The sequence below is a fragment of the Sphingomonas cellulosilytica genome (genome assembly GCF_052321755.1).
Classification (GTDB): domain Bacteria; phylum Pseudomonadota; class Alphaproteobacteria; order Sphingomonadales; family Sphingomonadaceae; genus Sphingomonas.
Genome location: NZ_JBQRTT010000001.1, coordinates 638,584 through 665,557 on the forward strand (window position 1 = coordinate 638,584; position 26,974 = coordinate 665,557).

The following is a 26,974-nucleotide window of genomic DNA, read 5'->3' on the forward strand; positions in this document are numbered from 1 at the left end:
GGCATAACGAAGGCGGGTAGATCGACCCGCCGCCGGGGTGTCACCCCGTCACGCCGATGCCATCACGTCCGGCTGAACGCGGCGAGCGGCACGCGGATCGTCGCGACCAGGCCATCCGGCCGCCAGTCGCGATCCACCGCGCCGCCGAGCTGGCGCACCGCGGATAATTCGATGAGCTGGCTGCCGAACCCGGCGGACAGATCGGGTTTGATGACGGCCGGGCCGTGCCGTTCCACCCAGCACAAGGTCGCCTCGCGCTCGGCGCGCGTGACCGTCAGCTCGACCTCTCCGGCATCGGCGGACAGCGCGCCATATTTAGTCGCGTTGGTGGCAAGCTCGTGGAACAGCAGGGCGAGCGGCGTCGCCGAGCGATCGTCGATCTCGATCTCGTCGCCGCGGATCACGATCGGATGGCGATCGGCGCGGCGATAGGGTTCGAACAATTCGCCGAGCAGGCCGTGCAGGCTGTTCTGCTGCGCCGATGGCCGCGACGCCGGGCTGTGCGGGCGGACGAAATCGTGCGCCCGGCCCAGCGCGGTGATGCGCTGGCGCAGGTCGCTCGCCGCCGACGCGAACTCCGGCCGGCTGCGCGCGGCAAAGGAGATGAGGCCGGAGATCACGGCAAAGATGTTCTTGATCCGGTGCGACAGTTCCTGGCTGATGATCTCGCGCTCGTGCAGCGCGAGCTTTTGTTCGTGGATGTCGGTGCAGGTGCCGAACCAGCGGGTGATCCGCCCGTCGGCGTCGCGGATCGGCAGCGCACGGCCCAGCACCCAGCGATAGCTGCCGTCGAAATGCCGCAGCCGGTATTCGATCTGATAGGGATCGCCGGTGGCGAGCGAATGGCGCCACACCTCCCACGCCCGTGCCTGGTCCTCGGGATGGAACACGCCGTTCCACCCTTCGCCGTCGGTCGATCCGGGCGGGGTGCCGGTGAAGTCGTACCAGCGCGCGTTGTAGTAATCGTGATAGCCGTCGGGCAGCGTCGACCAGACCATCTGCGGCATGGTGTCGGCGAGCGTGCGGAAGCGATCCTCGCTGTCGGTCAGCTGGCGCTGCACGTCGCGTTCCGCCGAGCGATGCGCCGCCGCCTCACGACTGCCGCGCAGCCGCGCCATCACCGCGTCCGCCAGCGTCGCGAGCCCCTGTGCCTGCAACGGGGTCAGCCCGGCGGCGCGCGGCACGGTGTCGATGATGCACAAGGCGCCCAGCGGCACGCCGTCGTCGGCGATCAGCGGCGCGCCGGCGTAGAAGCGGACCTGCATGTCGCCGGTGACCAGCGCATTGTCAGCAAAGCGGGGATCCTGCGTCGCATCGGGGACGACCATGATCCCGCTCTGTCGCATCGCATGCTGGCAGAAGGACAGGTCGCGCGTCGTTTCGGCGAGCACCAGCCCGCTGCGCGCGAGGAAGCTCTGCCGCGTTTCCTCGACCAGGCTGACGAGCGCGATCGGCGCCTCGCACAAGGCGGCGGCGAAATCCGTGATGCGCTTCAGCGCCGCGCTGCCGCGCAGCGTATCGACGTCGTGCGCCGCGATGGCGGCGGCGCGCGTCTCCTCGTCGATCGCAGCCTCCGGCGTCACCGCGCAGAGCGCCCCCGGTGCCGTCATCTCCGGCGCCGTCACATCGGGCGGGGGCGTGCTCAGAACGGCACGTCGTCGTCGAGGTCGTCGGCAAAGCCGCCGCCCTGGCCGAAGCCACCGCCGCCGCCACGGCTGGCGCCGCCGCCCGACGAACCGCCACCACGGCTGCCGCCGCCATAGCCGCCACCCGACGAACCGCCGCCGCCGCCACCGAAGTCGCTGCCGCCGCCGCCCCAATCGTCGCCACCGCCGCGGCTACCGCCGCCGCCGCCACCCTGGCCGCCGCCCGCGCCATCGAGCATGGTCAGCACGCTGTTGAAGCCCTGCAGCACGATCTCGGTCGAATAGCGGTCCTGCCCCTGCTGGTCCTGCCATTTGCGGGTGGTGAGCGCGCCCTCGATATACACCTTGGAGCCCTTGCGCAGGTAGCGTTCGGCGACGTTGGCGAGGCCTTCGTTGAAGACCTTCACCGTGTGCCACTCGGTCTTTTCCTTGCGCTCGCCGGAATTGCGGTCCTTCCAGCTTTCCGACGTCGCGATGCGCAGTTCGACGACCTTGCCGCCGTTCTGGAACGACCGCGATTCGGGGTCGCGCCCCAGGTTGCCGACGAGAATGACCTTGTTGACGCTGCCCGCCATGCCTTGCCTTTACGAAGATGCTAGAGGCCGGCGAACACCGCCAGCCAGTATGTGAGTCCGGCCATGATGTAGGCGGCGGCGAACAAATAGCCAACCATGAACAGCGGCCATTTCCAGCCGTTGGTCTCGCGCCGGGTCACCGCGATCGTGCTGATGCACTGCGGCGCGAAGACGAACCATATCAGGAAGGCGAGCGCGGTCGGCAGCGTCCAGCGGCCGCGGATCTGGTCGGTGATGCGGTCGGTGCCGCTGCCGTCCTTGTCGTCGATCGCATAGACGGTGCCGATCGCCGACACCGCGACTTCGCGCGCCGCCATCGCCGGCAGCAGCGCCAGCGCGATGTCGCGGTTGAACCCGATCGGCTTCACGACATATTCGATGGCATGGCCGATGCGGCCGCCGACCGAATAGTCGACCGGGCTGATGCCGCTTCCTTCCGGCGGCTTGGGGAAGCTGAGCAGCAGCCACAGCACCATCGTGGTCGCGGCGATGATCGTGCCGGCGCGCTTCAGGAAGATCACGGCACGCTGCCAGAGCCCCAGCGCGACGTCGCGCATCCGCGGCATCTGGTATTTCGGCATCTCCATCATGAAGCCCGACGACGCGCCCTTGGTGACGGTGCGGCGCAGCACCAGCGCGGCGACATAGGCGCCGGCGATGCCGACGACGAGCAGCCCGAACATCACCACCCCCTGCAAGCGCACGAAGGGGGCGAGCGGCGTGTTGGGGATCATCGCGCCGATGATGAGCGTGTAGACCGGCCAGCGCGCGCTGCACGTCATCAGCGGCGCGATCAGGATGGTGGTGAGGCGATCCTTCTCATCGTCGATGACGCGGGTCGCCATGATCCCCGGCACCGCGCAGGCGAAGCTGGACAGCAGGGGGATGAAGGCGCGCCCCGACAGGCCGACGGTCGCCATCAGCCGGTCCATCAGAAAGGCGGCGCGGACCATATAGCCCGACGATTCTAGCACCAGGATGAAGAGGAACAGGATCAGGATCTGCGGCAGGAACACGATCACCGCGCCGACGCCGGCGATCAGGCCGTCGGTGAGCAGCGAGCGCAGGAAGCCGTCGGGCATCGCCGCCTGGATCGCATCGTGCAGCCAGCCGAAGCCCGCATCGATCGCATCCGCCGGCACGCTCGCCCAGGTGAACACCGCCTGGAACATCACGAACAGGATGGCGACCAGCAGCAGCGGCCCGGCGACGGGATGCAGCGCGACGGAATCGAGCAGGTGCGCCCAGCGCCGGCCCGCCGTTTCCGACACGGTCGCCGCCGCGGCGATCTGGCGCGCGCGGCGTTGCAGGTGGACGATATCGGCCTGCGTGCCCGCGCCGGGAGCGGGCTTGCGCGCCGCGCCGCCGACCGCCTCGCCCAGCGCGGCGCGCAACCCGTCGAGCCCGCGCTTGCGCACCGCGACGGTGGCGATCACCGGCACGCCCAGTTCCCGCTCCAGCACCGCGGCGTCGAGCGTCAGCCCGTCGCGTGTCGCAAGATCGACCATGTTGAGCGCCACCACCACCGGCAGGCCCAAGGCGATCAGCTGAAGCGTGAAGCGCAGGTGATTGTCGAGGTTGGCGGCGTCGACCACCACGACCAGCGCGTCCGGCAGCCGTTCGAGGCTGCTGGCCCCCGTGACGACGTCGCGGGTGACCCGCTCGTCGGGGCTGGAGGGTTCGAGGCTGTAGGCGCCGGGCAGGTCGATCAGCTCGACCGGGCGGCCATCGTCCAGCACCATGCGGCCCGAATGGCGCTCCACGGTGACGCCGGGATAATTGCCGACCTTTTGCCGGGCGCCGGTGAGCGCGTTGAACAGCGCGCTCTTGCCGGCATTGGGATTGCCGACCAGCGCGACCAGCGGGGATGCGTGCAACGGCTTATCCGGCGACGGCGGGGCTTACGTGAATGGCACCGGCGACGCCGCGGCGCAGCGCCACCGTCATGCGGCCGATGCGGCAGGCGATCGGGCCGCTGCCGAGCGAGGCACGGTGCAGCACCTCCACCGCGACGCCTTCGTCGAAGCCCAGTTCGCGCAGGCGCCGCGCCTCCGGCACCGCGAGTCGCGCCCAGTCGATGCCGGCGACGGTCGCCCGCTGGCGACGGGGAAGCGACACGAGATCGAGGGCGGGGACGATGCTACGCGACATATCCATGCTGCGAGTGATTATCATTTACGCAGGGGGGAGTAAAGCGGGCCGGCGCTCGGTTCGACGTGGAAATGTCGGCTTTGGTGGAGTTTGCGCTCCCCCTCCTCCGTCATCCCCGCGATGGAAGCGTCGGGCTGAGCGTCACACCACCGGATAGCGGAGGCGGCCGACGAAGCGCGACAGGCTGGGGCGGTGTTCGTAGCGTTTGACGAAACCCGCCTTGGCCTTTTCGAAGCGCATGATGCCGTCGATCCGCCGCGACAGGAAGGCGCGGGTATCGGCATGGTCCTCGCTCTCGTCGTCGAGGAAGACGGTGACGGTCGCGCCATAGACCGCGAGCAGCATCGCGCGCTTGGTATAGTGATTGTAGTCGGTCGCGGTGTCGCCGGCGAGGCGCCACATCGTGTCGGCGCTGCGCCAGCCGAGCCGCGCGCCCCGCGCGACATTCTGCGGCAGGGCGAGGATCGCGAGCGCCCGGCGCAGCGATTCGCGATTGGGGGCGACGGCGGCCAGCCGCGCCTCGACCAGCGCGGTGATGCGCGCGCGGATCTTCATCGCGGCCAGCGCCTCGGGCGGCAGGGCGGCCGCCATCGCATCGTCGACATGCGCGAACCAGGCGTCGATCATCGCCACCGCGCCGTCCGCAAAGGCGAGGCGGGCGAGATCGCGGTCGATCCCCGCCGCGTCGGCCGCCATGTCGCGTGCGGCATCGCTCCAGCCATCGAAGGCGGCATTGTCCGCGATGCCGGGGGCGAGCGCGGCGCGGATCTCGTCGAGGGTCAGGTCTTCGCTCATGGCACCATCTCCTGCTCCCGGCCGCGCGCCGGCGCAACCTCCGCGCGGCGTACCAGCACCAGCGCCACCGCGACCAACGCGACACCGATCCAATCCGCTCCCTGCAGCCGCTCGCCATAGGCGATCCAGCCGACCGCGCCGGCCACCACCGGCTGGATCAGCAGCGCGATGCCGACGACCAGCGGCGACAACTGGCCGAGCGCGAAGATCATGCATCCCTGCCCCAGCACCTGGCTGACGAGCGCGAGGCCGATCAGCGGCGTCCACTGCTGCGGCAGCACCTGTTCGTGCAGGGCCAGCGCGAACAGCAGCAGCGGCAGCGCGGTGGCCGCGCTCGCCAGCGCCAGCGCCGGCAACGGCCGCATCGCCCCCCTCACCCGCGCCATCAGCACGATATAGACGGTGTAGAGGATGCCGGCGAGGATGCAGAGCAGATCGCCCGCGAGGTTGCGCGGATCGAGCTGGTAGGAGCGCCCCATCAGCAGCCCCGCCCCGATCGCGGCGAGCAGCAGCGCCACCCCTTGCGTCCGCGACGGCCAGGCGCGCGCGGCGATGAAGCCGTAGAGCGGGTAGATCAGGATCGCCGAATTGCCGAACAGCGTCGCATTGGCCATGGTCGTGCGGACGATGCCGAGATGCCAGCTGCCGAGATCGGCGGCGAAGGCGACCCCGCCGATCGCGATCATCACCCACAGCGCCGGCGGCATCCGCACCGGCCGCGCGCCCGTGCCGACCGCCAGCGCGGCGAGGAACGGAATGGCGATGGTGATTCGCCAGAACCCCGCCGCGACCGGTCCGACGTCGGCGAGGCGGACGAACCACGGGCCGAAGGCGAGCGCGACATTGGCGACGACGAGTGCGGCGAAGGCCAGACCGGTGGATGCCGTAGCGGCAGGCGCCGGCGTTGCGTCCGGGACAGTTTTTCTTGTGGCGGCGCGCGCGTGCATGCCGTCCTGTAGCCGCCTATCTCCGCCGCGTCAGGCTTTTAAGGAGTTCTCATGCCGAGCCTTTTTGATCCCATCCGATTGGGTGACATTCCCGCCGCCAACCGCATCCTGATGGCGCCGCTGACCCGCGGCCGGTCGACCGACGACCATGTGCCGACCGACATCATGGTGGATTACTACCGCCAGCGCGCCGGCGCCGGCCTCATCATCAGCGAAGGCACCGGCGTCAGCCGGCAGGGCCTCGGCTGGCCCAACGCGCCGGGGCTGTGGACCGAGGCGCAGGTGGAGGCGTGGAAGCCGGTGACCGACGCGGTGCACGCGGCGGGCGGACGGATCGTCGCCCAGATCTGGCACATGGGCCGGCTCGCCCGCCCGGATGTGATCGGCATGACGCCGCTGTCCTCGTCGGCGACGCGCGCGCCCTATCACAAGCCCGAGAATCCCTATGCCGAGGCGCAGGCGGCGACGCTGGACGACATCAGGCGCGCGCAGGACGATTACGCCACCGCCGCGACCAACGCGATCCGCGCAGGCTTCGACGGCGTGCAACTGCACGGCGCCAATGGCTATCTGATCGACCAGTTCCTGCGCGACGGCACCAACCTGCGCGACGACGATTACGGCGGCAGCCCCGAAAACCGCATCCGCTTCATGCGCGAGGCGGTCGAGCGGGTGATCGATGCGATCGGCGCGGGCCGCACCGGCATCCGCCTGTCGCCCAACGGCGAGACGCAAGGGGCGGACGACAGCGATCCCGCCAGCGTCTTCGTCCCCGCCGCGGCGGCGCTCGATGCGCTCGGCATCGCCTTCCTCGAACTGCGCGAGCAGGCGCCCGACGGCACCTTCGGCAAGAGCGACGTGCCCAAGCTCAGCCCGCAGATCCGCGAGGTGTTCAAGGGGCCGCTGATCCTCAACCAGGATTACAGCCTGGAGGGCGCGCAGGCGGACCTCGATTCGGGGCTGGCGGACGGCATCGCCTTCGGCCGCAAGTTCATCGCCAATCCGGACCTGGTCGAACGCCTTCGCCAAGGCGCGCCGCTCAACACGGACAACCAGGCGACGTGGTATTCGAAGGGGCCGGAGGGCTATACCGACTATCCGGCGCTGGAGACCGAGGCGGCGTAGGAGCTGGCGGCGCGCTGTTACGAAGCGCGTCGCTTACCTGCACCTCAGTCACGCCTTCGGCGGCCACCTCCCCCTGGCGGGGGAGGAATGGTTCAAGTCCTCCCCCGCCTCAGCGGGGGAGGGGGACCGCTGGCGTAGCCGGTGGTGGAGGGGGCGGCTCCGCGGGCGAGACGCTGGCCGTCTCGCGAAATCAACGCCCCAGGTCGGGCACCAGCCGCTTGAGGTCCGCCGGCGCCAGTCGCCGCACGTCGAGCGCATCGACGCCCGCGACCAGGATCTCGCCGAGGCTGCGTTCGCCGGTGTCGATCAGGATGCCCTCCGCCGTCGAGCGCAGCGCGCCCCAGGCGACCTCTCGTACCGCGATCCGCTTGCCGCGCCGCTGCATCACCGCGACGCGGCCGGCGCGGTCGATCGCCAGCGCGCCGCCGCCATCGGCGCCGACCACCGCGCCCTGCGTCTCGAATCCGGCCAGCGACGCCTCGGCCGCCTCCGCCGCATCCTCGGGCGTGCCGATCCGTTGCGGCCGTGCGCGCAGGCGCAGCAGCGCCCATCCCCCGACGGCGACGAGCAGCAGGATCGCTGCCGCGACGCCGGCCAGCAGGCGCGGATCGCTCTCCATTGCGGTCATTGCGCGCCGGCGAGCGCATCCAGCGTCGGCCGCATCGCCGACAAATCGTAGCCGGCCGCCCTCGCCTGATTCACCAGCAGTTCGGGATTGCGCCCCGCCTTTGCCGCGGCGAGCGCCCACAGGTTGCAGCTGCGCGTGCCCGAGCGGCAATAGGCGAGCACCGGACCGTCGGCGTGGACCAGCACGTCCGTCATCGCATCGATCTGCGGGTGCGAGAAGCCGGCGTGGGTGACCGGGATGGCGGCATAGCCGAGCCCCGCCGCCTCCGCCGCGGCGCGGATCGCCTCGCCGGCGGGCTGGCCCGCCTCTTCCTCGTCGGGGCGGTTGTTGACGATCGCGACGAAGCCTGCCGCCTTGATCGCGGCGACGTCCTCCGGCGTGATCTGCGGGGCGACGCTGATGGATTCGTTGACGGTGCGGATGTCGGCCATCCGGTGCCGATACGCGATCGGCCGAGGCGCGTCAGCCGTTTTCGGACGTATCGCGGATCACTTGCAGGAACGCATCGCCATAGGCGTCGAGCTTGCGCGCGCCGATGCCGGAAAGGTGCATCAGCTCGGCGCGGCTGGCCGGCCGCTGCGCCGCCATCTCGCGCAGCACCGAATCGTGGAAGATGACATAGGGCGGCACGCCGGCCGCCTTGGCGAGATCGCGCCGGCAGCTGCGCAGCGCCTCGAACAGCGGGTTGTCCGCCGGATTGATGGCGATGCCGGCATCGCGCTTCCTGCCCCGCGTGCGCTTGGGCGGCAGCACCAGCATCACCCGCGCGCCCTCCTTCAGGATCGGCCGCGCGCCGGGGCCGAATTCCAGTCCGCCATGCTGGTTGGTCCTCAGTGCGTCGCGCAGCAGCAGCTGGCGCGCGACCGGCTTGACCAGCGTCGCCTCCTCGCCCTCGACGATGCCCCAGACCGACAGCGATTCATGCCCGCGATCGATGCTGCGGTCGGTCGACTGGCCGAGCAGCACCTGCTCGATATAGCCGACGCCGAACAGCTGACCGGTGCGGAACACCGCCGACAGGAATTTCTGCGCGACCGTCGTCGCGTCGACCGCATCGGGCGAGCCGAGGCAATTGTCGCAATTGCCGCAATCCTCTTGAGCGTCCTCGCCGAAATGCTTGAGCAGGATGCGGCGGCGGCAGCCCGCGGTTTCGACCAAGGCGCCGAGCGCGGCGAGGCGGGTGCGTTCGCCGGCCTGGCGCTCCGGCTCGACCTCGCCGATGCGCTGGCGGGCGCGGGCGAAATCCTCCGCCCCCCAGAAGAGGTGCGCGACCGCCGGATCGCCGTCGCGGCCGGCGCGGCCCGTCTCCTGATAATAGGCCTCGATCGATTTGGGCAGGCCGGCATGCGCGACGAAGCGGACGTCGGGCTTGTCGATCCCCATGCCGAAGGCGACGGTGGCGCAGATCACCATGTCTTCCGACGCGACGAAATCGGCCTGGTTCTTCGCGCGGATATGCTGGTCGAGGCCGGCGTGGTAGGCGCGCGTCGGCCGGCCGGTGCGGGCGAGCGCCTCGGCCAGCTTCTCCGTCGCGGCGCGCGTCTGCGCATAGACGATGCCGGGGCCGGGCGTCGCGGCGATGATGTCGGCGATCTGCTTGTTGGTATTCGCCTTGGGGGTGATCGCGTAGCGGATGTTGGGCCGGTCGAAGCCCGATACGATCAGCCCGTCCTGCGGGATGCCGAGCTGTTGCAGGATATCGCTGCGGGTGTGCGCATCGGCGGTCGCGGTCAGCGCAAGGCGCGGCACGTCCGGAAAGGCGTCCATCAGCGGCGCGAGCAGGCGGTAATCGGGGCGGAAATCATGGCCCCATTCGCTGACGCAATGCGCCTCGTCGATCGCGAACAGGCTGAGCGGGGCCTGGCCCAGCAGATCGCGGAAATGCCCGGTCGAGGCGCGCTCGGGCGCGATGTAGAGCAGGTCGAGGTCGCCGCCCTTGAAGCGCGCGATCGTCTCGGCCCGGTTCTGGTCGGCGCTGGTCAGCGTGCCGGCGCGGATGCCGACCGCCTCGGCCGCGCGCAGCTGATCGTGCATCAGCGCGATCAGCGGCGAGACGACGACGCACGTCCCCTCCAGCATCACCGCGGGCAGCTGGTAGCAGAGCGACTTGCCCGCACCGGTCGGCATGACGCCCAGCGTGCGCTCGCCCGCCAGCACGCGCGCCACCACATCCTCCTGCACGCCGCGGAACCCCGCAAAGCCGAAGACGCGGGACAGGACGGGCAGCGGATCGGGGATCATCGCAGGCCCATGTAGGCGCGCGAGGCGGCAGCGTCGAGGCACGCCGTCGCGTCCATGCCCGAATCGGCCTTGATTGCGCCATTGTAACGACATGCTGCCCGCCTCTGGTCGTGGCCTCACGAGGGGGCGCGAACGATGCGGCGGATGATGACGGCGATCATGGCCATGGCGGCGATCGGCGCGACACGGCCGCCGCAGGAGCGACTGATCGCCGCCGACGGCGTGGTCACCGGCCGCATCGGCGACACCCCGCTGCGCCTGCGCATCGATCCCGCCGCCCCCGCGATGCCGCTCGTCACCACCGCGATCGCCGAACGCGCCGGGTTGAAGGGCGGCATGTTCGGCACGCTCTACGGCGTCGGGCCGCTGCGCATTCCGGGGCGCACGGCGGTGACGCGGATCGATTTCGGCACCGGTGCGGTCAAGCGGCGGGTGTCGTTCGCCCCCAGACCCTATGCCGCCGGCTTCGACGGCGTGGTCGGACCGGGCGGGCTGGAGGAGCCGGTGGTCCGCTTCGTGTTGCGCGGGCCGCTGCCGGGCGAACGCACGGTCGCGCTGCCGATGGTCGATCAGGGCGGCATGATGGGCGGCTCGGCGGAGCGGTTCGCGTCGATCACCGTCGGCGGCGAGCGGTTGCGCGTCCGTTTCGACCCGCATCATCCGCGCACGCTGGCGACGGCGGCCGCAGGCGTGCGGCTGGCCTCGGCGTTCGGCGGCACGGTATCGGGCACGATCGGGGAGGAGGAGATCGCCTTCGGCATCCGCCGCCCGGTACGCGCGCTGACGCTTTCCCGCCCGCTCGACATCGGGCCGATCGCCATCCGGACGCTGGGCGTGCGAACCACCGACAATGGCGACGCCTCCGCCATCGCGGAAGCGGGCGTGGAGCCCGATCCCAACGAGATCGTCGTCACCGCCAAGGGCAAGCACGATCCGGATCGCGATCGCCTGTCGCTCGGCGCGGACGCGCTGGCACGCTGTTCCTCGATCGTCTTCGACAAACCGGCCAAGGTGATCCGGCTGACCTGCGCCTGACGCGCTATTCCGCTGCCAGCGCGCCCTCGCCGGTGCCCGCCACGTCGGCGGCGTCGCGCTCCTGTGCCTGGCGTGCCCACATTTCGGCATAGAGGCCGCCCTGCCGCAGCAGCTGCGCATGCGTGCCGCGCTCCGCTACCCGGCCGCCGTCGAGCACGACGATCTGGTCGGCGTGGACCACCGTCGACAGGCGGTGCGCGATGACGATGGTGGTGCGGCCGCGCTCGATCGCCTGCAGCGTGTCGAGGATCTCCGCCTCCGTCCGGCTGTCGAGCGCGCTGGTCGCTTCGTCGAGGATCAGGATCGGCGGGTTCTTGAGCAGGGTGCGCGCGATGGCGACGCGCTGCTTTTCGCCGCCGGACAGTTTGAGGCCGCGTTCGCCGACGCGGGTGTCATAGCCCTCGGGCTGGCGCTCGATGAACCCGGCGATCGCCGCGCCTGCCGCCGCCGCCTCGATCTCCGCCCGGCTTGCGCCTTCGCGGCCATAGGCGATGTTGTAGCCGATCGTCTCGTTGAACAGCACCGTGTCCTGCGGCACGATGCCGATCGCGTGGCGCAGGCTCGCCTGCGTCACGGCGCGGATATCCTCGCCGTCGATCGTGATCCGGCCGCCGCCGACGTCGTAGAAGCGGTACATCAGCCGCGCGAGCGTCGACTTGCCGGCGCCCGACGGGCCGACCACCGCCAGCGTGCTACCCGCCGGCACGTCGAGGTCGAGGCCGTCGAGGATCGTGCGATCGGCATCGTAGCCGAAGCGCACGCCCTCGAACCGCACATGCCCCTTGCCGATCGCGAGCGGCGATGCGTCCGGCGCATCGACGACCTCGGCCGGCATGTCGATCAGGTCGAACATGCTCGCCATGTCGATCACCCCCTGGCGGATCGTGCGATAGACCATGCCGAGCAGGTCGAGCGGACGGAACAGCTGCGACAGCAGGGTGGAGACGAACACCACGTCGCCCGCCGAGAAGCGCCCCTGGCTCCACCCCCAGGCGACGAACGCCATGCCGCCGCCGAGCATCACGTTGGTGATGAGCGCCTGCCCGACGTTGAGCCAGGCGAGGCTGTTTTCGGACTTGGTCGCCGCCGCGGCATAGGCGGAGATGGCGGCATCGTAGCGCCGCGCCTCGCGCTCCTCGGCACCGAAATATTTCACCGTTTCGAAATTGAGCAGCGAATCGACCGCATGCGCGACCGCTCCGGTGTCGAGGTCGTTCATCCGCGCGCGCAGCGCGTTGCGCCAGTCGGTCACCCGCTGCGTGAAGAGGATATAGACCGCGACCATCACCACCGTCGCGGCGACCAGCGGCCAGCCGAAGCTGGTCCAGAAGATCGCCAGCACCATGGCCAGTTCGAGCACGGTCGGCGCGATGTTGAAGAGCAGGAAATACAGCATCGTATCGATGCTCTTGGTGCCGCGCTCCACCACCTTGGTGACCGCGCCCGTCCGCCGTTCGAGGTGGAAGCGTAGCGACAGGCCATGCAGGTGACGGAAGACGTTGGCCGCCAGCCGCCGAGTCGCGTCCTGCCCGACGCGCTCGAACACCGCGTTGCGGAGGTTGTCGAACAGGGTGGTGGAAAAGCGCGAGGCGGCATAGCCGACCACCAGCAGGATCACGATCGTGGCGAGGCCTCGGTCCCCCACGGCCATCCGGTCGACGACGTATTTCAGCGTATAGGCGGCGCCGAAGACCTGGACGATCTTGCTCGCGACGACGAGCGCCATGGCACCGACGATGCGCGCCTTCAGCCCCGTCTGCCCGGCCGGCCAGAGGTAGGGGAGAAAGCGGCGGAGGGTCGGCAGCAGCGGCTGGTCGGCGCGGGTCTGGTTGGTCGGATCGGCGGGCGGCATCGCCTGCCATGTAGTCACGGCACGCCCCACGCGAAAGCGACGCGGCGGAACATAATGCGCCCTCCACGGATTTTACCGGACAAGAGCGGAGGGACGTATGGAACCGTTGTTCTACGTGATGGCGATCATGGGCTGTGCCGACGGCAACGTCCAGTGCACCGAAGCTCGGATCGTCCCGGCCCGCTACCAGACCATGGCACAATGCCGGGCGGCGCTGCCCGCGCAACTCGCGCGCAACACCGACGTGCCCTACCCGATGATCGGCGCATCCTGCCGTACCGCAGGCGCGCAGGTCGCCAAGGCCGACGGCAAGATCCGGCGGTCCTGACGGTTCCGGTAACCGGCAGACAGCCGCATCTATCCGGTCAGGCTCAGCCCCGCATGATTCCGCTGGCTGCGCCCAACCCATCGTCCAGCACGTTGATCGCCTGATACACCCGCGCCTCGATCTCGCCGCGCGGCAGGCCGGGCGGGATGACCTCACCCAGCCGGATCGTCACCACGCCCGACCGCTTGGCACCGTGCTTCGGCCACACCCTGCCGGTATCCAGCGCGATCGGCACCACCGGCATCGCCAGCGTCCGATAGAGGCCGGCGAAGCCCGCCTGCAGCGGCGGCCGCTCGCCGGGCGACACTCGCGTGCCCTCGGGATAGATCAGGATCGAGCGGCCTTCCGCCTTCAGCGCCTTCGCATCGCGCATCATCGATCGCAGCGCGGCCGCCGATGCCTCGCGATCCGCGACGATCCCGCCGTAGCGCCGCGCCGCCCAGCCCCATAACGGGATGCGGCTCAGTTCGCGCTTCAGCACCATGGCCGGGCCGCCCAGCAGCAATTGCAGCTCCAGCGTTTCGAACATCGCCTGATGCTTGGCGGCGTAGAACACCGGCCCGTCCGGCACGTGCCCCTCCACCCGCACCCGAATGCCCATGATCGTGCGGTAGAGCAGGCGGTGCATCTTCGCCCAGACGTGCGCGTGCGCGATCACCGCCTGCCGCCCGAACAGCGCCGATACCGGCACCGTCGCCACGATCGGCACGGACAGGCCGTAGAAGAACAGGCCGAACAGGAGCGTGCGCAGCCGGTTCATACCCCCACCCCCAGCCACAGCGCGATCCGGCGCAGCAGCAGCTTGTTGTATTCGTTCACCAACGTGCCGAGCCGCGGCGTGCTGGGCACGCCATCCCCCAGTACGATCACCCCCGGCCCCATCGCCGCAGCCAGTTCCATGCGCGCACGCGGCACATGCCAGTCGGAGGTGACGAGCCGCACGGTGCGATAGCCGTGCGCCTTGACCCAGGCGGCCGTTTCCTCGGCATTGGAGCGGGTGTCGACCGCGTCCGCGCCCAGATCGATGCAGCAGGCGAACAGCGCCGCGGGCGCGCGATATTCGCGCACCAGATCGGCCGAGCGCACGCCGGGGGCGACCCCCGTCACCAGCATCCGCCGCGCCTGGTGCGCCTGGAGCAGCGCGATGCCGCGATCGATCCGGCCCGCCCCGCCGGTCGGCACCACGATCGCATCGGTGGTGTTGCCGCCGAGCGGCTGGGGCAGCAGCAGCATGAACGCGGCAAAGCCCAGGCACCAGCCGAGCGCGGCGAGCCCGATCAGCCGCGCGATCACAGCGACCGCCTCAGCGCCGCGATCACCGTCACCCGCGCCGCGACCGTCGCCAGCGCGACGAAGCCGAGCGGCAGCAGCACCAGCAGCGCCCAATCGCCCGCAGCCAGCGTCAGCCCGCCGAGCAGCTCCGATCCCAGCGCCGCGACGCGGGTGCCGACGAACGCCAGCACCGCCAGCGCCGCCAGCCCGCCGCCGGTGCTGCCGAGCGCCGCGTCGAGCGCGATCCGCCGCTGGAACAGGCGCGCGACCTGCACGTCGGTGGAGCCCAGCATGTGCATCACCTCGATCGTCGCGCGGTGCGTCTCCAGCCCCGCGCGCGCCGCCAGCATCACCACCGCCGCCGTCGCCGAGAGCATCAGCACGACGAGGGCGAGCGCCAGCCAGGTCAGCGTGTCGAGGAAAGCGCTCACCGGCGACATCCAGCGCTGATGCCGGTCGATGCGCGAGGCCGCGCTGACCTGCCGCACCGCCGCGACGACGCGGCTTGCATCGGCGCGGGGGGAGAGATCGACGTCGATCATCGCCGGAATCGGCAGATCCGCATCGGCACCCGCGCGGCCCAGCCACGGTTCGAGCAGGCGCATCAGCTCGGCCCGGTCGACCGGCGTCGCGCGCCGCACCTCGGGCAGCGCGCGCAGCACGGTGAGCGTGCGCGCCGCCAGCGCATCGCGCGTCACCGGGCTGCCCTCCACCACCTGCACGGTCAGCCGGCCGGCGAGCTGCCGTTCCAGCGCCGCGGCGGACTGGCGCGTGCCCAATCCCGCGGCGGCGGCGAGCACGGTCAGGAACAGCATGATCGCCATGACCCAGGTCATCGCGCGCAGGCCCCCCGCCTCGTCCAGCACCCGCCGGTCCGCGCCGCTCACGCCCCCCTCCTCACGCATGCCCCCGCGCCGACGGCGGATAGCGCAGCACGCCGGTGGGATCGAGCAGCCGCCCCTTGTCGAGGCGCATCATCTGCGCGCCGGGCACCCGGCTGAGCAGCTGGAAATCGTGGGTGGCGACGACCACGGTGGTGCCGAGCTTGTTGAGCGATTCGAACAGGTGGATCAGCCGGTCCGCCATGTCGGGATCGACGTTGCCGGTCGGCTCGTCCGCCACCAGCACCTCCGGCCGGCCGATCACGGCGCGCGCGATGGCGACGCGCTGCTGCTCGCCGCCGGACAGCGTCGCGGGCCGCGCCTGCGCGCGTTCGGCCAGGCCGACCCAGGCGAGCATCTCGCGCACCGGCTGTTCGATATCCGCCTCCGGCACGCCCGCGACGCGCAGCGGCAGCGCGATATTGTCCCACGCCGACAGATGGGGGACGAGGCGGAAATCCTGGAAGACGACGCCGATCCGGCGGCGGAACCCGGGCAGGCGGCCGCGCGGCATCGTCACCGCATCTTCGCCGAACAGGCGGATGATGCCGCGGCTGGGCCGCTGCGCGAGATAGAGCAGCTTCAGCAGCGACGTCTTGCCCGCGCCGCTCGCGCCGGTGAGAAAGTAGAAGGCGCCGCTGCCGAGCGTGAAGCTGATATCCGACAGCGTTTCCTGCCCGGTGCCGTACCGCAGCCCAACATTTTCGAACTGCACGATATTTGCCATGCGCGCGGCCGCGATCGCTCCAGAAGATGATGGTCGGGCCGCTTCGCCCCTCCCGAACAGCCTTCGCATGGCCGGCGCGCGGCTTCAAGCTTGCCACGCGGGGCGCCGACGTGCTTAGAATCGCGGCGGCTCGCCGGTATCGGTCGGCGGGCACCGTCCATGAAGCGTTGCGCATGATCCTCGAATGCCCCGAATGCAGCACCCGCTATCTGGTGCCCGACAGCGCGATCGGGGCCGAGGGACGCACCGTGCGCTGCGCCAATTGCCGGCACAGCTGGTTCCAGGACGCCGCCCCGCCACCCGCTCCACCGCCACCCGCAGCTGCGCCGTCACCCGATCCGGCCGCGGATCGGATCGACGACGATGACGAGGCGACGCCGCCGTTCCTCGAACCCGCCGCCATCCCTTCGCTGCGCACGCCCGCTGCGGCGGCGCCCGAGCCCGTGGTCGCCGCGCCCGGCTACGACGCCTTTGCGCACCGGCCGCCGTTCCGCCCGCGCCGCAACACCGCGCGCCGCTGGACGGTGATCGCGGTCGCCGCCGGGCTGCTGATGATCCTGGGGGTCGGCGCCATCCTGTTCCTCGGCGCGCCCGGGCTGCTCGCGCGCGTCGGCCTGCCCGTGGGGGCCGAGGAATCGCCGCTGCGGCTCAAGGACAATCCGATCGAGCGGCGCGAGCTGGAGAATGGCTCCGAACTGTTCGCGGTCAGCGGGCAGGTGACCAACCCGTCGGGCGAGCGCCAGCGCGTGCCCGACATCCGCGCCGAATTGCGCGATGCGCAGGGCCGCATCGTGTACAGCTGGACGATCACGCCGCAGCAGCGCACGCTCAATCCCGGCGGATCGATCGACTTCAATTCCGCCAAGCTCGACGTGCCGGCCAATTCCAAGCGGCTCGAACTCAGCTTCGCCGGCGAAGACGCCAGCTGAGGATCGCGAATCGGCCGCCGTGCAGCAGCGCGGCGGCCAGCATGCCGATCCCCGATGCCCAGGCGAGCGCCATCGGCCCCCAGCCGTGATGGACCAGCCACCAGCCGATGCCGCCGGTGACCAGGAAATAGGCGATGATGCTGTTGATGCCCGCCACCACCTGATCGCCCAGGCTGCGCAGCGTATAGACGAGCACCACCTGGATGCCGTCGAAGACGATGAACGGCGCCCAGATCGGCAGCATCGCCGCCGCGATCCCGTGCACCTCGCGCGTCGCCGGGAACAGCGCGACCAGCCGCCCGGCCCCGGCCGCCAGCAGCCCCGCACCCAGGCCCAGCGCACCGACGGCCAGGCACAAGGCGATCGCGGTGCGGCGGATCGCCGCCTGCGGCCGCCCCTCGCCCACCGCATTGCCGGCGCGCACCCCCGCCGCCGATCCCAGCCCCAGCGCCACCGCGAAGGTGACGTTGTGCATCGAGAACACGATCTGGAAGGCATGCGCGGCCGCATCGCCCAATTGCGTCGACAGTGCGATCAGCACCGAAAATCCGGCCAGTTCCAGTCCCGACGCCACCGCCGGCACGATGCCGAACACGGCCAGCGCCACCACCCCGCGCGGCACGCCCGCCCAGGCCGCACGGTCGACCCGCCGCACGCCGCGCTCGCGCGCCCGCGGCAGCGTGACCGCACTCGCCACCATGCCCGCCGCACCCAGCAGCGAGGCGATGCTGGTCGCCAGCGCCGCCCCGACCGCGCCCAGCGCCGGAAGCCCCAGGTGCCCCGCCGACAGCGCCCAGGCGAGCAGGGCGTTGACCGGCAGGACCGCAAGGTTGACCACGGTGACCCGCCCCGGCCGGCTGACCCCTTCGAGGAAGAAGGCGGCGGCGACGTTCACCAGCTGAAAGGGATAGGCGACGGCGAAGGCGCGCACGACGCGCGCGCTCTCGTCGATCCGGGCCTCCGCGACGCCGATCATCGCGAGCAGCGGCTCGGCAAAGGCGAGGAACGCCGCACCGATCGCCAGGCCGAGCAGCAGCCCCAGCACCAATCCTTCGCGCAGCACGCCGCCGGTGCGCGGCAGGTCGCCCGCCCCGTCGGCACGCGACGCCATCACCAGCACGCCCGACAGCCAGGCAAGCCCGGTGACGATGCCGACGAAGCCCAGCGCCCGGCTCGCCCCCAGCGCCGCCACCTCCTCGGTCGAGACGAGGCCGACGACCATCACGTCGGTGACCTGCAACAGCGTCCAGTTGAGGCTGGTCAGCACCACCGGCCAGGCAAGGCCGAGCAGCCGCCGCGTCTCGGCGCGCGTCGTCGTCGGGGGCAGCGCACCGGTCATGCCACGGGCGCTACCCGCTGGCGCGGCATAGGAAAAGCGCAGGCCGCGCAAAAAGGGGCGTTGCGGAGCGGAAAAGCCTTTGCTAGGGGCCTGCGCCTGCCAGATGCCGGCTTCGCCCGGCGTTCTTCACGTGCGGCCGTGGCGGAATTGGTAGACGCGCAACGTTGAGGTCGTTGTGGGCGAAAGCCCGTGGAAGTTCGAGTCTTCTCGGCCGCACCACTCATCCTGATCGATGAACCAGCCTGCAATCCAATGGGTTGCGGGTTTGCGCTTGCCTTGTTGCAAGATGTTGCTCCTATGTTCTCGTCACATCGGCAGGTGAGGCGCTATGATAGAGGCAACGGACGACAGGCAACGGCGGGCGTTTTCGCACTGGCTGCGCACGGGTAGAGTGCCTCCCGCGCTCGGTCCCGACGGGCTCGAACTGAAGTTCAACCCGTGGCATGATCCGGCAGACGGACGGTTCACCTTTGCCGGCGCGGGCAGCCGGCACGGCACCGGTGGTAAGCAGCGCTTGCGCGCCGGCACGATCGGCCACATCCCCAGGAAACCGGCACCCGCGGTCAAGGCGAAGACGACGGCCACGCCGCGTCGACGGCCGAATCCGGCGCTCGCATTCGTCGGTGGTGTCGCGGAAGGGCTTCGCGACGTCGCCAAGGACACGGCCGCAGGGATCCGGTCGACGCTGACGACCAACCCCATCACGACATTGCGCGACACGACCCAGGGCATCGCTGCCATGATCGATGGCGCGATCGCCGCGGAGGACACGCCGGCGCGCATTCAGATCGCACGGGCGCGGCGCGCCGTTGCCAATGCGTCTGCGCGCTACCTCGGTCATGCGACGGGGTCTGCGATCGGCAACGGCGCGCTGACGGTCGCGCCGGCGGGTGCGATCACCAGAGTCTCGCGGGCGCGCTATCTCCGCAAGATCGGGCCACGCCCGACCTTCGAACCGATCAAGATCGATTGGGTCAAGGAGAATCTCGGAAAGAAGGACACGGAGTGGAGGCGTTACAACGACGCCGCGGACGGTGCTCGCCCCGGTGAGGCGCCGGCGCTCAAGCGCACGATGCCAAACGGATCGAAGCGACCGGTCAAGTTCGACGGCATACGCGCCGATTACGTCATCGATCGAAAGTGGGAGGTCGTCGGCAAACCGAATGCACGAGCACAGGTGTTGAGACAGGCGCAGGCGTTGGCCGAAAACGGTCAGATCGGGGTTTGGGAGGTCCCCACCCCCCTACAAAAAACCAAGGCGCTCAAGCTGCTTAGGAAATTGAACGTCACCAACATCAAAGTAAGGATCGTCAAGCCATGATAGCCGAGCAAGTCGCCCGCATTATCGCAGCCTTCATCGTTTTCCTGGAGACGACCGATGAAGATAAACTGGACCCGGACGAGGCTGTCGAAATTATGGAGTATACCGCAAAGCTAATAGACGAATTTGATAAGGACTTCCTACGTGAACTGGTCGACGCTTTTCCAAAAATCGCGCTGGAGTATAAGGGCGCCTCACAGCAGATGGTGCGCGACATCCCCTTCGATTTCTACCTCGAAGAAACGCTTGCCGCCGATGATCCGGTGAGAATGGCCGAACTGGACCGGCTGCGCGACGAGCGGGACGAGGCGAGCCCGGTGTGAACAACGGCGATCGAGGCCCTCGTTCGCGAACACGCGCGCCTTCAACGGCGGCACCCGCCGCTCAGCTCTTCGCCGCCTTGCGCAGCGCGAGCCGGACGAGCGCGTCGAGCGTCGCTGCGGGGCCCAGGTCTTCCTCCGCCGCGCTGACCGCGCTCGCCGCCTCGGCGGGACGGAAGCCGAGGTTGAGCAGCGCCGACACCGCGTCCGCACTCGCGCCGACCGGCATCGCCTGCGCCGCCGCGGCGGGGCCGAGCGCGACGCTGCCGACCTTGTCCTTCAATTCTCGCACGATCCGCTCGGCGAGCTTGGGGCCGACGCCATTGGCCCGCGCGATCATCGCCTTGTCCTGCGCCGACACCGCGCGCGCGATCTCGGCGGTGTCGAGCGCGGACAGGATGGCGAGCGCGACGCGGGAGCCGACGCCCTGCACCCCGGTGAGCAGGCGGAACCAGTCGCGCTCCTCGGCGCGGGCGAAGCCGACCAGGCGGATCGAATCCTCGGCGACCAGCATCTCGGTGTGCAGCATCGCCGCCTCGCCCACCGGCCCGATCGCGGCGAGCGTGCGCGCCGAGGCGCCGATCAGATAGCCGACGCCGCCGACGTCGATCACCGCATAGTCGACGCCCGTCGCGTCGAGCCGGCCTTTCAGGTGCGCGATCATGCCGTGATCCCCTTGCTCGAACCCAGGGCCCGCCGCGCCATGCCCTGCGCGCTCGCCAGATGGTGCGCGTGGGTGATCGCCACCGCCAGCGCGTCCGCCGCATCGGGGCCGGCGAGCTTCGCACCGGGCAGCAGCACCGCCATCATCGCCTGGATCTGCCGCTTTTCGGCGCCGCCGGTGCCGACCACCGCCTTCTTGACGGTGGAGGGATGATATTCGCCGATGTGCAGCCCCGCCGAGGCGGCGGCGAGCAGCACCACGCCGCGCGCCTGGCCGAGCTTCAGCGTCGATTGCGCATTGGTGTTGCCCAGCACCTCCTCGACCGCGGCACCGTCCGGGCGCTCGGCAAGGATCACGTCGGTCAGCGCCGCGTGCAGGTTCGACAGGCGGCGCGGCAGCGGCATGGAGGGATCGGTGCGGATCTGGCCGTTGGCGATATGCGACAGGCGGTTGCCGTCGGCATGGATCACGCCCCAGCCGGTGGTGCCGAGCCCCGGATCGAGGCCGAGGATAATCACCTCCGGTCCTCCCCCGCTTCAGCGGGGGAGGGGGACCGCTCGCCGCAGGCGAGTGGTGGAGGGGGGCCGCCGTGGAACGGCGGCTGCGCCGCCGCCCCCTCCACCATGCTGCGCATGGTCCCCCTCCCCCGCTGCGCGAGGGAGGACTGGATCATCAACCCAGCTTCTCCATCACCTCGTCGGACACTTCGTAATTGCCCCACACCGTCTGCACGTCGTCGTCGTCGTCCAGCGTGTCGATCAGCTTGAACAGCGTCGCCGCATCGCCCTCGTCGACCGCGACCATCGTCTGCGGGCGCCAGGCGAGCTTCGCGCCCTCGGGTTCGCCGAGCACCGGCTCCAGCGCCTTGGCGACTTCGTGCAGGTCGCCCTGCGCGGTCCAGATCTCATGGCCCTCGTCGCTCGAGGTCACGTCCTCCGCGCCCGCCTCCAGCGCCGCCTCGAACACCTTTTCGGCGTCGCCGGCGGTGGCGGGATAGCTGATGAGGCCCATCCGGTCGAAGGCATGGCTGACCGAGCCGGAGGCGCCGAGATTGCCGCCGTTCTTCGCCACCGCGGTGCGCACGTTGGTGGCGGTGCGGTTGCGGTTGTCGGTCAGCGCCTCGATGATGAGGCTGACGCCGCCGGGGCCGAAGCCTTCGTAGCGGATTTCCTCGTAATTCTCCGTATCGCCCTTCGACGCCTTGTCGATCGAGCGCTGGATATTGTCCTTGGGCATCGACTGCGCCTTGGCGGCGTTCACCGCGGCGCGCAGGCGCGGGTTCATGTCGGGATCGGGCAGGCCCATCTTGGCCGCGACGGTGATTTCGCGGCTGAGCTTGGAGAACATGCCGGAGCGCTTCTTATCCTGCGCGCCCTTGCGGTGCATGATGTTCTTGAACTTGGAATGGCCTGCCATGGGAACCTTCGCAAAGTGGTACTTTGCGGGGACCCCGGCGAAGGGGTGCAACCCGCAAACGAACGCGTCCTCTAACCCCGCGCCGCGAGCCTGTCGATCTTCTCCTCCAGCGCGGCGAGCCGATCGAGCACCACGCCGTCGAGCTTGTGGTGGAGGCGCAGGATGTCGAGCTCGGCGCGCAGGTTGGTTTCGTAATCCAGGCTGGCGGCGAGTCGGTCCTTCGCCGCCTGCCGGTTCTGGCTCATCATGATGACCGGCGCCTGGATCGCCGCCAGCGTCGACAGCATCAGGTTGAGGAAGATGTAGGGATAGGGATCGAAGGCCGCCCCGAAATGGACGAGCACGTCCGAATTGAGCAGCATCCAGCCGAGCAGCACCAGCGTGAAGGCGATGATGAAGCCCCACGACCCGCCGATCGCCGCCACCCGGTCGGCCAGCCGGTCGCCCAGGCTGGCGCGGGCGTCCGCCTCGTCGGCGGCGTCGCGGCTGACGATCGTGCCGTCGTCCAGGCTGGCGAGCACGCGCCGCTCCTCGGGATCGAGCGCGTCGGGCGTCTTGCGCAGCAGCCGCAGGGCGAAATCGGCGAGCGGGATCTGGGCCATGCGCGGGCGTCCTGTAGGCTGGGGCGGGCGGCGGTGCCGTACCGGACCCGTTGCGCGGCGGCAACCGGTGCGGGAACCACCGCAAAGCGCTTGCCCCTGCCCGCGCGGATCGGCAAACGCCTGATCCATAATGACCGTCAGCGTAGACATGGGCAGCGACGAGCGCGGCGCGCCCGTGACCATGGACCTCGAAGAACTGCTCGCCACCCGCTTGCTCGTCCAGGGCAATTCAGGGTCGGGCAAGTCGCACCTGCTGCGCCGCCTGCTCGAAGGATCGGCGGGCCAGGTGCAGCAGGTGGTGATCGATCCGGAGGGTGATTTCGTCACGCTCGCCGGCCCGTACGGCCATGTCGTGATCGAGGCGGCGGATTATTCGGTGCCGGAGATCGCGCGCATCGCGACGCGGCTGCGCGAACATCGCGCCAGCGTCGTGCTGAGCCTGGAGGGACTCGAGGCGGAGGGGCAGATGCGCTGCGCCGCCGCCTTCCTGTCGGCGCTGTTCGACGCCCCGCGCGAACATTGGTACCCGGCGCTGGTCGTGGTGGACGAGGCGCAATTGTTCGCGCCGACCACCGGCGGCGAGGTGGCGGAGGAGGTGCGCCGCGCCTCGCTGTCGGCGATGACCAACCTGATGTGCCGCGGCCGCAAGCGCGGGCTCGCCGGGGTGATCGCGACGCAGCGTCTTGCCAAGCTCGCCAAGAACGTCGCGGCGGAGGCGTCCAACTTCCTGATGGGCCGCACCTTCCTCGACATCGACATGGCGCGCGCCGCAGACCTGCTCGGCATGGAGCGGCGCCAGGCGGACGGCATCCGCGATCTTGCCCGCGGCACCTTCCTGGCGCTGGGGCCGGCGGTGTCGCGGCGGCCGATCACCGTGAAGATCGGCCAGGTCGCGACCTCGGCACGCTCGGGCAGCCCCAAGCTGACGCCGCTGCCGACCGCGCCCGTCGAGAATTTGCAGGAGCTGATCTTCGCGCCCCCACCGGAGGAGGCGCCGCAGCTGCCGATGAGCTTCGAATCGCGCCCGCGCCGGGTGCCGGCCGACGAACTGCTCGGCACGATCGAACGCCCTGCGCCACAACCGGCGACGCTCGCGCCGCTGCCCGACAAGTCGGATGGCGAGGTGGAGGCGATCTATGCCGCGGTGCTGGAGGCGATCGTCGCCGATCGCGAATCGGCGCTGCGCCCGCCGTCGGTACTGTTCCAGGATTTCCAGGTGCGCTGCCGGATGGCGGGGCTCGCCAGGCCGCCGCTCGACCTGCCCGCCTTCACCCGGCGGCTGTCGGCGGCGCGCGCCGGCATCTTCGACGTCACCGATCCCGAATGGACGGAGGCGATGGAGCTCGCCAACACGCTGCCCGACGACATGGCCGGCGCCTTCCTGCTGATCGCGCGCGCCGCCAAGGCGGGCGAGCCCTGCCCGTCGGACGTCGCGCTGGCGGAAACCTACGGCACCAGTTCGCTGGGCCGGGTACGCCGCCTGATCGCCTATATCGAAAGCCGCGAACTGATCGTCGCGCGCGTCGACCTCTCCGGCAAACGCTCGATCACCGTGCCGCGCCTCGGCTGGACGACGGCGGCGAGCGAAGCGGCGTGAGCCAGGTCCTCCCTCGGCGCAGCCGGGGGAGGAACGGGATCAGATCATCCCCAGCGCCTGCATATAGACTTCCAGGATCGCTTCCTCTTCCTGATACTCTTCCTTCTTCTTCTTGCGGATGGAGAGGATCTTGCGGATCGCCTTGGGGTCGTAGCCGCGGCCCTTGGCCTCGGCCATCACGTCCTTGATGTCGTCCTGGATGCCCTTCTTCTCTTCTTCCAGCCGCTCGGCGCGCTCGATGAGCAGGCGCAGTTCGTCCGCTGCGACGTGCCCGCCGCCCATGCCTTCTTGCCGGTCTTCCGCCATCGTCCCACCCCGCCGCAGGTCCTGCGGCCCTTCTTGCTTCGCGTGAAAAGGATACCGGCGCGATCGCCGGCACGTGAATCAGATGCCGGCGCAGCCGCCGGCAGGGGCGGGCGTTTAGGCGTTTACCACGTCCGGCTCAACCCCGACCGGGCTCGGTCATCGCCGGCGGATCGCTCGCGGGGAAGCTTTCGTCGAGCGCCTCGTCCAGCGCCTCCTCGCGCCCCTGGTTGCGCTTCAGGCTCTCGTCCATCCGCGCCAGCTGTTCGGGCGTCGCCTCGGTCTGGTAGCGCGCCTTCCACTCCGCCTGCGGCATGCCGTAGATCGTCTCGCGCGCCGCCGCCTTGTCGAGCCCGCCCGCCTCCTCGATCCAGTCCGACAGGCAGTTGCGGCAAAAGCCCGACAAGCCCATCAGGTCGACGTTCTGCGCATCGGTGCGGTGGCGCAGATGGCGGACGAGGCGGCGAAACGCCTGCGCGGCGACCGCATCGGGCAGGGTATCGAGGGGATCGGTCATGCGGCGTCCTTTGCGAAAGGTTGATCGCGGACAGATAGTATCTAGAGGAAGGCACGGCCATTCCCCAGGAGCCTATCCATGACCACTGCCATTGCGCCCCGTTCGCGGAAAGTGCGCGTGCTCGCGACCCTCGGTCCGGCGAGCAACACCCCCGAGATGATCGCGACGCTGTTTCAGGCCGGTGCCGATGCGTTTCGCGTCAACATGAGCCACGGCGACCAGCAGTCCAAGGTCGCGGTGATCGCGGCGATTCGCGGGCTTGAGAAGGAATTCGGTCGGCCGACGACGATCCTCGCCGATCTGCAGGGTCCCAAGCTGCGCGTCGGCAAGTTCGACGGCGGCCGCACCGTGCTGGAAAGCGGCAGCACCTTCATCCTCGATCGCGATGCCACGCCGGGCGATGCGACCCGCGTCGAGCTGCCGCACAAGGAGATCTTCGAGGCGATCGAGCCGGGCGCGCGCCTGCTGCTCGACGACGGCAAGCTGGTGCTGCGCGTCACCGACCACGGTCCCGACCGGATCGAGACGCAGGTCGAGATCGGCGGCCCGCTGTCGAACAACAAGGGGCTGAACGTCCCCGACGTGGTGCTGCCGATGGCGGCGCTGACCGAAAAGGATCGCAGCGACCTCGCCTTCGCGGTCGAACAGGGCGTCGACTGGATCGCGCTGTCGTTCGTGCAGCGGCCTGAGGATCTGGCGGAGGCGCGCAAGCTGATCGGCGGCAAGGCGGCGCTGCTCGCCAAGATCGAGAAGCCGGCGGCGATCGATCGCCTCGAGGAAATCGTCGAGATGTGCGACGGCGTGATGGTCGCGCGCGGCGACCTGGGCGTCGAGCTGCCGCCCGAATCGGTGCCGCCGCTCCAGAAGCGGATCGTCGAGACCGCACGCCGCCTCGGCCGGCCGGTCGTCGTCGCGACGCAGATGCTCGAATCGATGATCCAGAGCCCGTCGCCGACCCGCGCCGAAGTGTCCGACGTCGCCACCGCGATCTACGACGGCGCCGATGCGATCATGCTGTCGGCGGAAAGCGCGGCCGGCGCCTGGCCGGTCGAATCGGTTGCGATGATGAATTCGATCGGCATCTCGGTGGAACGCGATCCGATGCACGGCGACCGCGTCCACTTCACCGTGATGCGGCCCGATCCGACCACCGCCGACGCCTTGTCGGAGGCGGCGAAGCAGATCGCCAAGACGACGTCGGCGACCGCGATCATCTGTTTCACCACCTCGGGCTCCACCGCGCGGCGCATCGCGCGCGAGCGGCCGTCGGTGCCGATCCTGGTGCTGACCCCCAGCCGCGACACCGCGCGCCGGCTCGGCCTGCTCTGGGGCACGCACGCCGTCCACACCCGCGACGTCGAATCGTTCGAGGACATGGTCGGCAAGGCGAAGCGCATGGCGCTGCGCACCGGCATCGCGCATGCCGGCGACCGCGTGATCGTGATGGCCGGCGTCCCCTTCCGCACGCCGGGGTCGACCAACGTGCTCCACGTCGTGCGGATCATCGGCGACGAGCTGAAGGATTACAGCTGAGCGGGGGAGGTTCCTCCAACCGTCACCCCGGACGTGTTCCGGGGTCCACCGTGCCGCGAAATCAATAGATTATGGGTATGCGGCACGGTGGATGCCGGACCAAGTCCGGCATTGTCTGTTGGAAAGGGTGTAGGGAGGGGACGTTCCGCGATGAGCGGGATGCCCGGGTCGGGTGGCCACCCGACCCGGGCGCGGACAGCGTGACCGTTCCGGCATAGGGCCACAAGGCC

29 protein-coding genes and 1 tRNA gene are annotated in these 26,974 nt (G+C 70.0%); 9 read left to right on the plus strand and 21 right to left on the minus strand.

The genetic code is table 11. The features are described 5' to 3' along the window. Nucleotides 1-62: 62 nt before the first annotated feature. The 6 genes from ACTZQ5_RS02970 to ACTZQ5_RS02995 form a co-directional block, all read right to left on the minus strand. Nucleotides 63-1,610, minus strand: coding sequence for a sensor histidine kinase (locus tag ACTZQ5_RS02970; RefSeq protein WP_443583659.1), 1,548 nt, complete (start codon nucleotides 1,608-1,610; stop codon nucleotides 63-65). 32 nt (nucleotides 1,611-1,642) lie between these two features. Next, a complete protein-coding gene (gene ssb / locus ACTZQ5_RS02975; RefSeq protein WP_443583660.1) occupies nucleotides 1,643-2,221 on the minus strand; it encodes a single-stranded DNA-binding protein in 579 nt (192 codons plus the stop codon). A gap of 20 nt (nucleotides 2,222-2,241) precedes the next feature. Beyond that, the gene (feoB, locus tag ACTZQ5_RS02980) at nucleotides 2,242-4,098 is read right to left on the minus strand and encodes a ferrous iron transporter B (protein WP_443583661.1); all 1,857 of its coding nucleotides are present in this window, start codon (nucleotides 4,096-4,098) and stop codon (nucleotides 2,242-2,244) included. 4 nt (nucleotides 4,099-4,102) lie between these two features. After that, the gene (locus tag ACTZQ5_RS02985; RefSeq protein WP_443583662.1) at nucleotides 4,103-4,378 is read right to left on the minus strand and encodes a FeoA family protein; all 276 of its coding nucleotides are present in this window, start codon (nucleotides 4,376-4,378) and stop codon (nucleotides 4,103-4,105) included. Nucleotides 4,379-4,513: 135 nt separating this feature from the next. Further along, on the minus strand, nucleotides 4,514-5,167 hold the full coding sequence (locus ACTZQ5_RS02990; protein WP_443583663.1) for a COQ9 family protein: 654 nt from the start codon (nucleotides 5,165-5,167) through the stop codon (nucleotides 4,514-4,516). Continuing rightward, complete coding sequence (locus tag ACTZQ5_RS02995; RefSeq protein ID WP_443583664.1) at nucleotides 5,164-6,114, minus strand: DMT family transporter; 951 nt, start codon at nucleotides 6,112-6,114, stop codon at nucleotides 5,164-5,166. The genes ACTZQ5_RS02990 and ACTZQ5_RS02995 overlap by 4 nt, the downstream gene beginning before the upstream one ends. 51 nt (nucleotides 6,115-6,165) lie before the next feature. On the opposite strand from ACTZQ5_RS02995, the gene ACTZQ5_RS03000 reads away from it, so the two are divergent. Beyond that, the gene (locus ACTZQ5_RS03000; protein WP_443583665.1) at nucleotides 6,166-7,239 is read left to right on the plus strand and encodes an alkene reductase; all 1,074 of its coding nucleotides are present in this window, start codon (nucleotides 6,166-6,168) and stop codon (nucleotides 7,237-7,239) included. Nucleotides 7,240-7,429: 190 nt separating this feature from the next. On the opposite strand, the gene ACTZQ5_RS03005 is transcribed toward ACTZQ5_RS03000, so the two are convergent. The 3 genes from ACTZQ5_RS03005 to recQ are packed head-to-tail and all read right to left on the minus strand — an operon-like array spanning nucleotide 7,430 to nucleotide 10,108. Beyond that, entirely contained in the window at nucleotides 7,430-7,858 is a 429-nt protein-coding gene (locus tag ACTZQ5_RS03005; RefSeq protein WP_443583666.1) for a hypothetical protein, read from the minus strand. Nucleotides 7,859-7,863: 5 nt separating this feature from the next. Continuing rightward, nucleotides 7,864-8,298, minus strand: a complete 435-nt coding sequence (locus tag ACTZQ5_RS03010) for a protein tyrosine phosphatase family protein (protein WP_443583667.1) — start codon at nucleotides 8,296-8,298, stop codon at nucleotides 7,864-7,866. 31 nt (nucleotides 8,299-8,329) lie between these two features. After that, a complete protein-coding gene (gene recQ / locus ACTZQ5_RS03015; protein ID WP_443583668.1) occupies nucleotides 8,330-10,108 on the minus strand; it encodes a DNA helicase RecQ in 1,779 nt (592 codons plus the stop codon). A gap of 144 nt (nucleotides 10,109-10,252) precedes the next feature. Here recQ and ACTZQ5_RS03020 point away from each other — a divergent pair, with 144 nt between their 5' ends. Next, nucleotides 10,253-11,143 carry a hypothetical protein gene (locus ACTZQ5_RS03020; protein WP_443583669.1) on the plus strand — a complete coding sequence of 297 codons (891 nt, stop codon included), beginning with the start codon at nucleotides 10,253-10,255 and terminating at the stop codon, nucleotides 11,141-11,143. A gap of 4 nt (nucleotides 11,144-11,147) precedes the next feature. Here ACTZQ5_RS03020 and ACTZQ5_RS03025 read toward each other — a convergent pair whose 3' ends face one another. Further along, nucleotides 11,148-12,995 carry an ABCB family ABC transporter ATP-binding protein/permease gene (locus ACTZQ5_RS03025; RefSeq protein WP_443583710.1) on the minus strand — a complete coding sequence of 616 codons (1,848 nt, stop codon included), beginning with the start codon at nucleotides 12,993-12,995 and terminating at the stop codon, nucleotides 11,148-11,150. 97 nt (nucleotides 12,996-13,092) lie between these two features. On the opposite strand from ACTZQ5_RS03025, the gene ACTZQ5_RS03030 reads away from it, so the two are divergent. Next, complete coding sequence (locus ACTZQ5_RS03030) at nucleotides 13,093-13,323, plus strand: hypothetical protein (protein ID WP_443583670.1); 231 nt, start codon at nucleotides 13,093-13,095, stop codon at nucleotides 13,321-13,323. A gap of 43 nt (nucleotides 13,324-13,366) precedes the next feature. On the opposite strand, the gene ACTZQ5_RS03035 is transcribed toward ACTZQ5_RS03030, so the two are convergent. The 4 genes from ACTZQ5_RS03035 to ftsE are packed head-to-tail and all read right to left on the minus strand — an operon-like array spanning nucleotide 13,367 to nucleotide 16,203. Next, the gene (locus tag ACTZQ5_RS03035; protein ID WP_443583671.1) at nucleotides 13,367-14,083 is read right to left on the minus strand and encodes a lysophospholipid acyltransferase family protein; all 717 of its coding nucleotides are present in this window, start codon (nucleotides 14,081-14,083) and stop codon (nucleotides 13,367-13,369) included. Then, a complete protein-coding gene (locus ACTZQ5_RS03040; RefSeq protein WP_443583672.1) occupies nucleotides 14,080-14,616 on the minus strand; it encodes a YdcF family protein in 537 nt (178 codons plus the stop codon). The genes ACTZQ5_RS03035 and ACTZQ5_RS03040 overlap by 4 nt, the downstream gene beginning before the upstream one ends. Then, nucleotides 14,613-15,500 carry a cell division protein FtsX gene (locus tag ACTZQ5_RS03045; protein WP_443583673.1) on the minus strand — a complete coding sequence of 296 codons (888 nt, stop codon included), beginning with the start codon at nucleotides 15,498-15,500 and terminating at the stop codon, nucleotides 14,613-14,615. The genes ACTZQ5_RS03040 and ACTZQ5_RS03045 overlap by 4 nt, the downstream gene beginning before the upstream one ends. Next, nucleotides 15,493-16,203, minus strand: coding sequence for a cell division ATP-binding protein FtsE (ftsE, locus tag ACTZQ5_RS03050; RefSeq protein WP_443583674.1), 711 nt, complete (start codon nucleotides 16,201-16,203; stop codon nucleotides 15,493-15,495). The genes ACTZQ5_RS03045 and ftsE overlap by 8 nt, the downstream gene beginning before the upstream one ends. Before the next feature lie 173 nt (nucleotides 16,204-16,376). Between ftsE and ACTZQ5_RS03055 the strand changes: the two genes are divergently transcribed. Then, on the plus strand, nucleotides 16,377-17,132 hold the full coding sequence (locus tag ACTZQ5_RS03055; protein ID WP_443583675.1) for an MJ0042-type zinc finger domain-containing protein: 756 nt from the start codon (nucleotides 16,377-16,379) through the stop codon (nucleotides 17,130-17,132). On the opposite strand, the gene ACTZQ5_RS03060 is transcribed toward ACTZQ5_RS03055, so the two are convergent. Beyond that, complete coding sequence (locus ACTZQ5_RS03060) at nucleotides 17,104-18,471, minus strand: MATE family efflux transporter (protein ID WP_443583676.1); 1,368 nt, start codon at nucleotides 18,469-18,471, stop codon at nucleotides 17,104-17,106. The genes ACTZQ5_RS03055 and ACTZQ5_RS03060 overlap by 29 nt on opposite strands. A 132-nt stretch (nucleotides 18,472-18,603) precedes the next feature. On the opposite strand from ACTZQ5_RS03060, the gene ACTZQ5_RS03065 reads away from it, so the two are divergent. From ACTZQ5_RS03065 to ACTZQ5_RS03075, 3 genes are all read left to right on the plus strand, one after another. Continuing rightward, nucleotides 18,604-18,690: transfer RNA gene (locus ACTZQ5_RS03065), tRNA-Leu, on the plus strand. 109 nt (nucleotides 18,691-18,799) lie between these two features. After that, nucleotides 18,800-19,792 carry a hypothetical protein gene (locus tag ACTZQ5_RS03070; RefSeq protein ID WP_443583677.1) on the plus strand — a complete coding sequence of 331 codons (993 nt, stop codon included), beginning with the start codon at nucleotides 18,800-18,802 and terminating at the stop codon, nucleotides 19,790-19,792. Next, complete coding sequence (locus tag ACTZQ5_RS03075) at nucleotides 19,789-20,115, plus strand: hypothetical protein (protein WP_443583678.1); 327 nt, start codon at nucleotides 19,789-19,791, stop codon at nucleotides 20,113-20,115. Before ACTZQ5_RS03070 ends, ACTZQ5_RS03075 begins: the two co-directional genes overlap by 4 nt. A gap of 61 nt (nucleotides 20,116-20,176) precedes the next feature. Here ACTZQ5_RS03075 and ruvA read toward each other — a convergent pair whose 3' ends face one another. The 4 genes from ruvA to ACTZQ5_RS03095 all read right to left on the minus strand — a co-directional run bounded on the left by ruvA (nucleotide 20,177) and on the right by ACTZQ5_RS03095 (nucleotide 22,794). Continuing rightward, complete coding sequence (gene ruvA / locus ACTZQ5_RS03080; RefSeq protein WP_443583679.1) at nucleotides 20,177-20,776, minus strand: Holliday junction branch migration protein RuvA; 600 nt, start codon at nucleotides 20,774-20,776, stop codon at nucleotides 20,177-20,179. Then, nucleotides 20,773-21,294 carry a crossover junction endodeoxyribonuclease RuvC gene (ruvC, locus tag ACTZQ5_RS03085; protein WP_443583680.1) on the minus strand — a complete coding sequence of 174 codons (522 nt, stop codon included), beginning with the start codon at nucleotides 21,292-21,294 and terminating at the stop codon, nucleotides 20,773-20,775. The genes ruvA and ruvC overlap by 4 nt, the downstream gene beginning before the upstream one ends. Nucleotides 21,295-21,448: 154 nt before the next feature. After that, on the minus strand, nucleotides 21,449-22,192 hold the full coding sequence (locus ACTZQ5_RS03090) for a YebC/PmpR family DNA-binding transcriptional regulator (protein WP_443583681.1): 744 nt from the start codon (nucleotides 22,190-22,192) through the stop codon (nucleotides 21,449-21,451). Nucleotides 22,193-22,263: 71 nt separating this feature from the next. Continuing rightward, entirely contained in the window at nucleotides 22,264-22,794 is a 531-nt protein-coding gene (locus tag ACTZQ5_RS03095; RefSeq protein WP_443583682.1) for a DUF1003 domain-containing protein, read from the minus strand. Nucleotides 22,795-22,924: 130 nt separating this feature from the next. On the opposite strand from ACTZQ5_RS03095, the gene ACTZQ5_RS03100 reads away from it, so the two are divergent. Next, nucleotides 22,925-24,391 (plus strand): ATP-binding protein, encoded by a 1,467-nt coding sequence (locus tag ACTZQ5_RS03100; RefSeq protein ID WP_443583683.1) that lies wholly within the window; start codon nucleotides 22,925-22,927, stop codon nucleotides 24,389-24,391. Between the two features lie 39 nt (nucleotides 24,392-24,430). Here ACTZQ5_RS03100 and ACTZQ5_RS03105 read toward each other — a convergent pair whose 3' ends face one another. Beyond that, nucleotides 24,431-24,697 (minus strand): DUF2312 domain-containing protein, encoded by a 267-nt coding sequence (locus ACTZQ5_RS03105; RefSeq protein WP_443583684.1) that lies wholly within the window; start codon nucleotides 24,695-24,697, stop codon nucleotides 24,431-24,433. Nucleotides 24,698-24,833: 136 nt separating this feature from the next. After that, entirely contained in the window at nucleotides 24,834-25,211 is a 378-nt protein-coding gene (locus ACTZQ5_RS03110; RefSeq protein ID WP_443583685.1) for a DUF1244 domain-containing protein, read from the minus strand. Nucleotides 25,212-25,289: 78 nt separating this feature from the next. Between ACTZQ5_RS03110 and pyk the strand changes: the two genes are divergently transcribed. Continuing rightward, complete coding sequence (gene pyk / locus ACTZQ5_RS03115) at nucleotides 25,290-26,744, plus strand: pyruvate kinase (protein ID WP_443583686.1); 1,455 nt, start codon at nucleotides 25,290-25,292, stop codon at nucleotides 26,742-26,744. The last annotated feature ends 230 nt before the right edge of the window (nucleotides 26,745-26,974 follow it).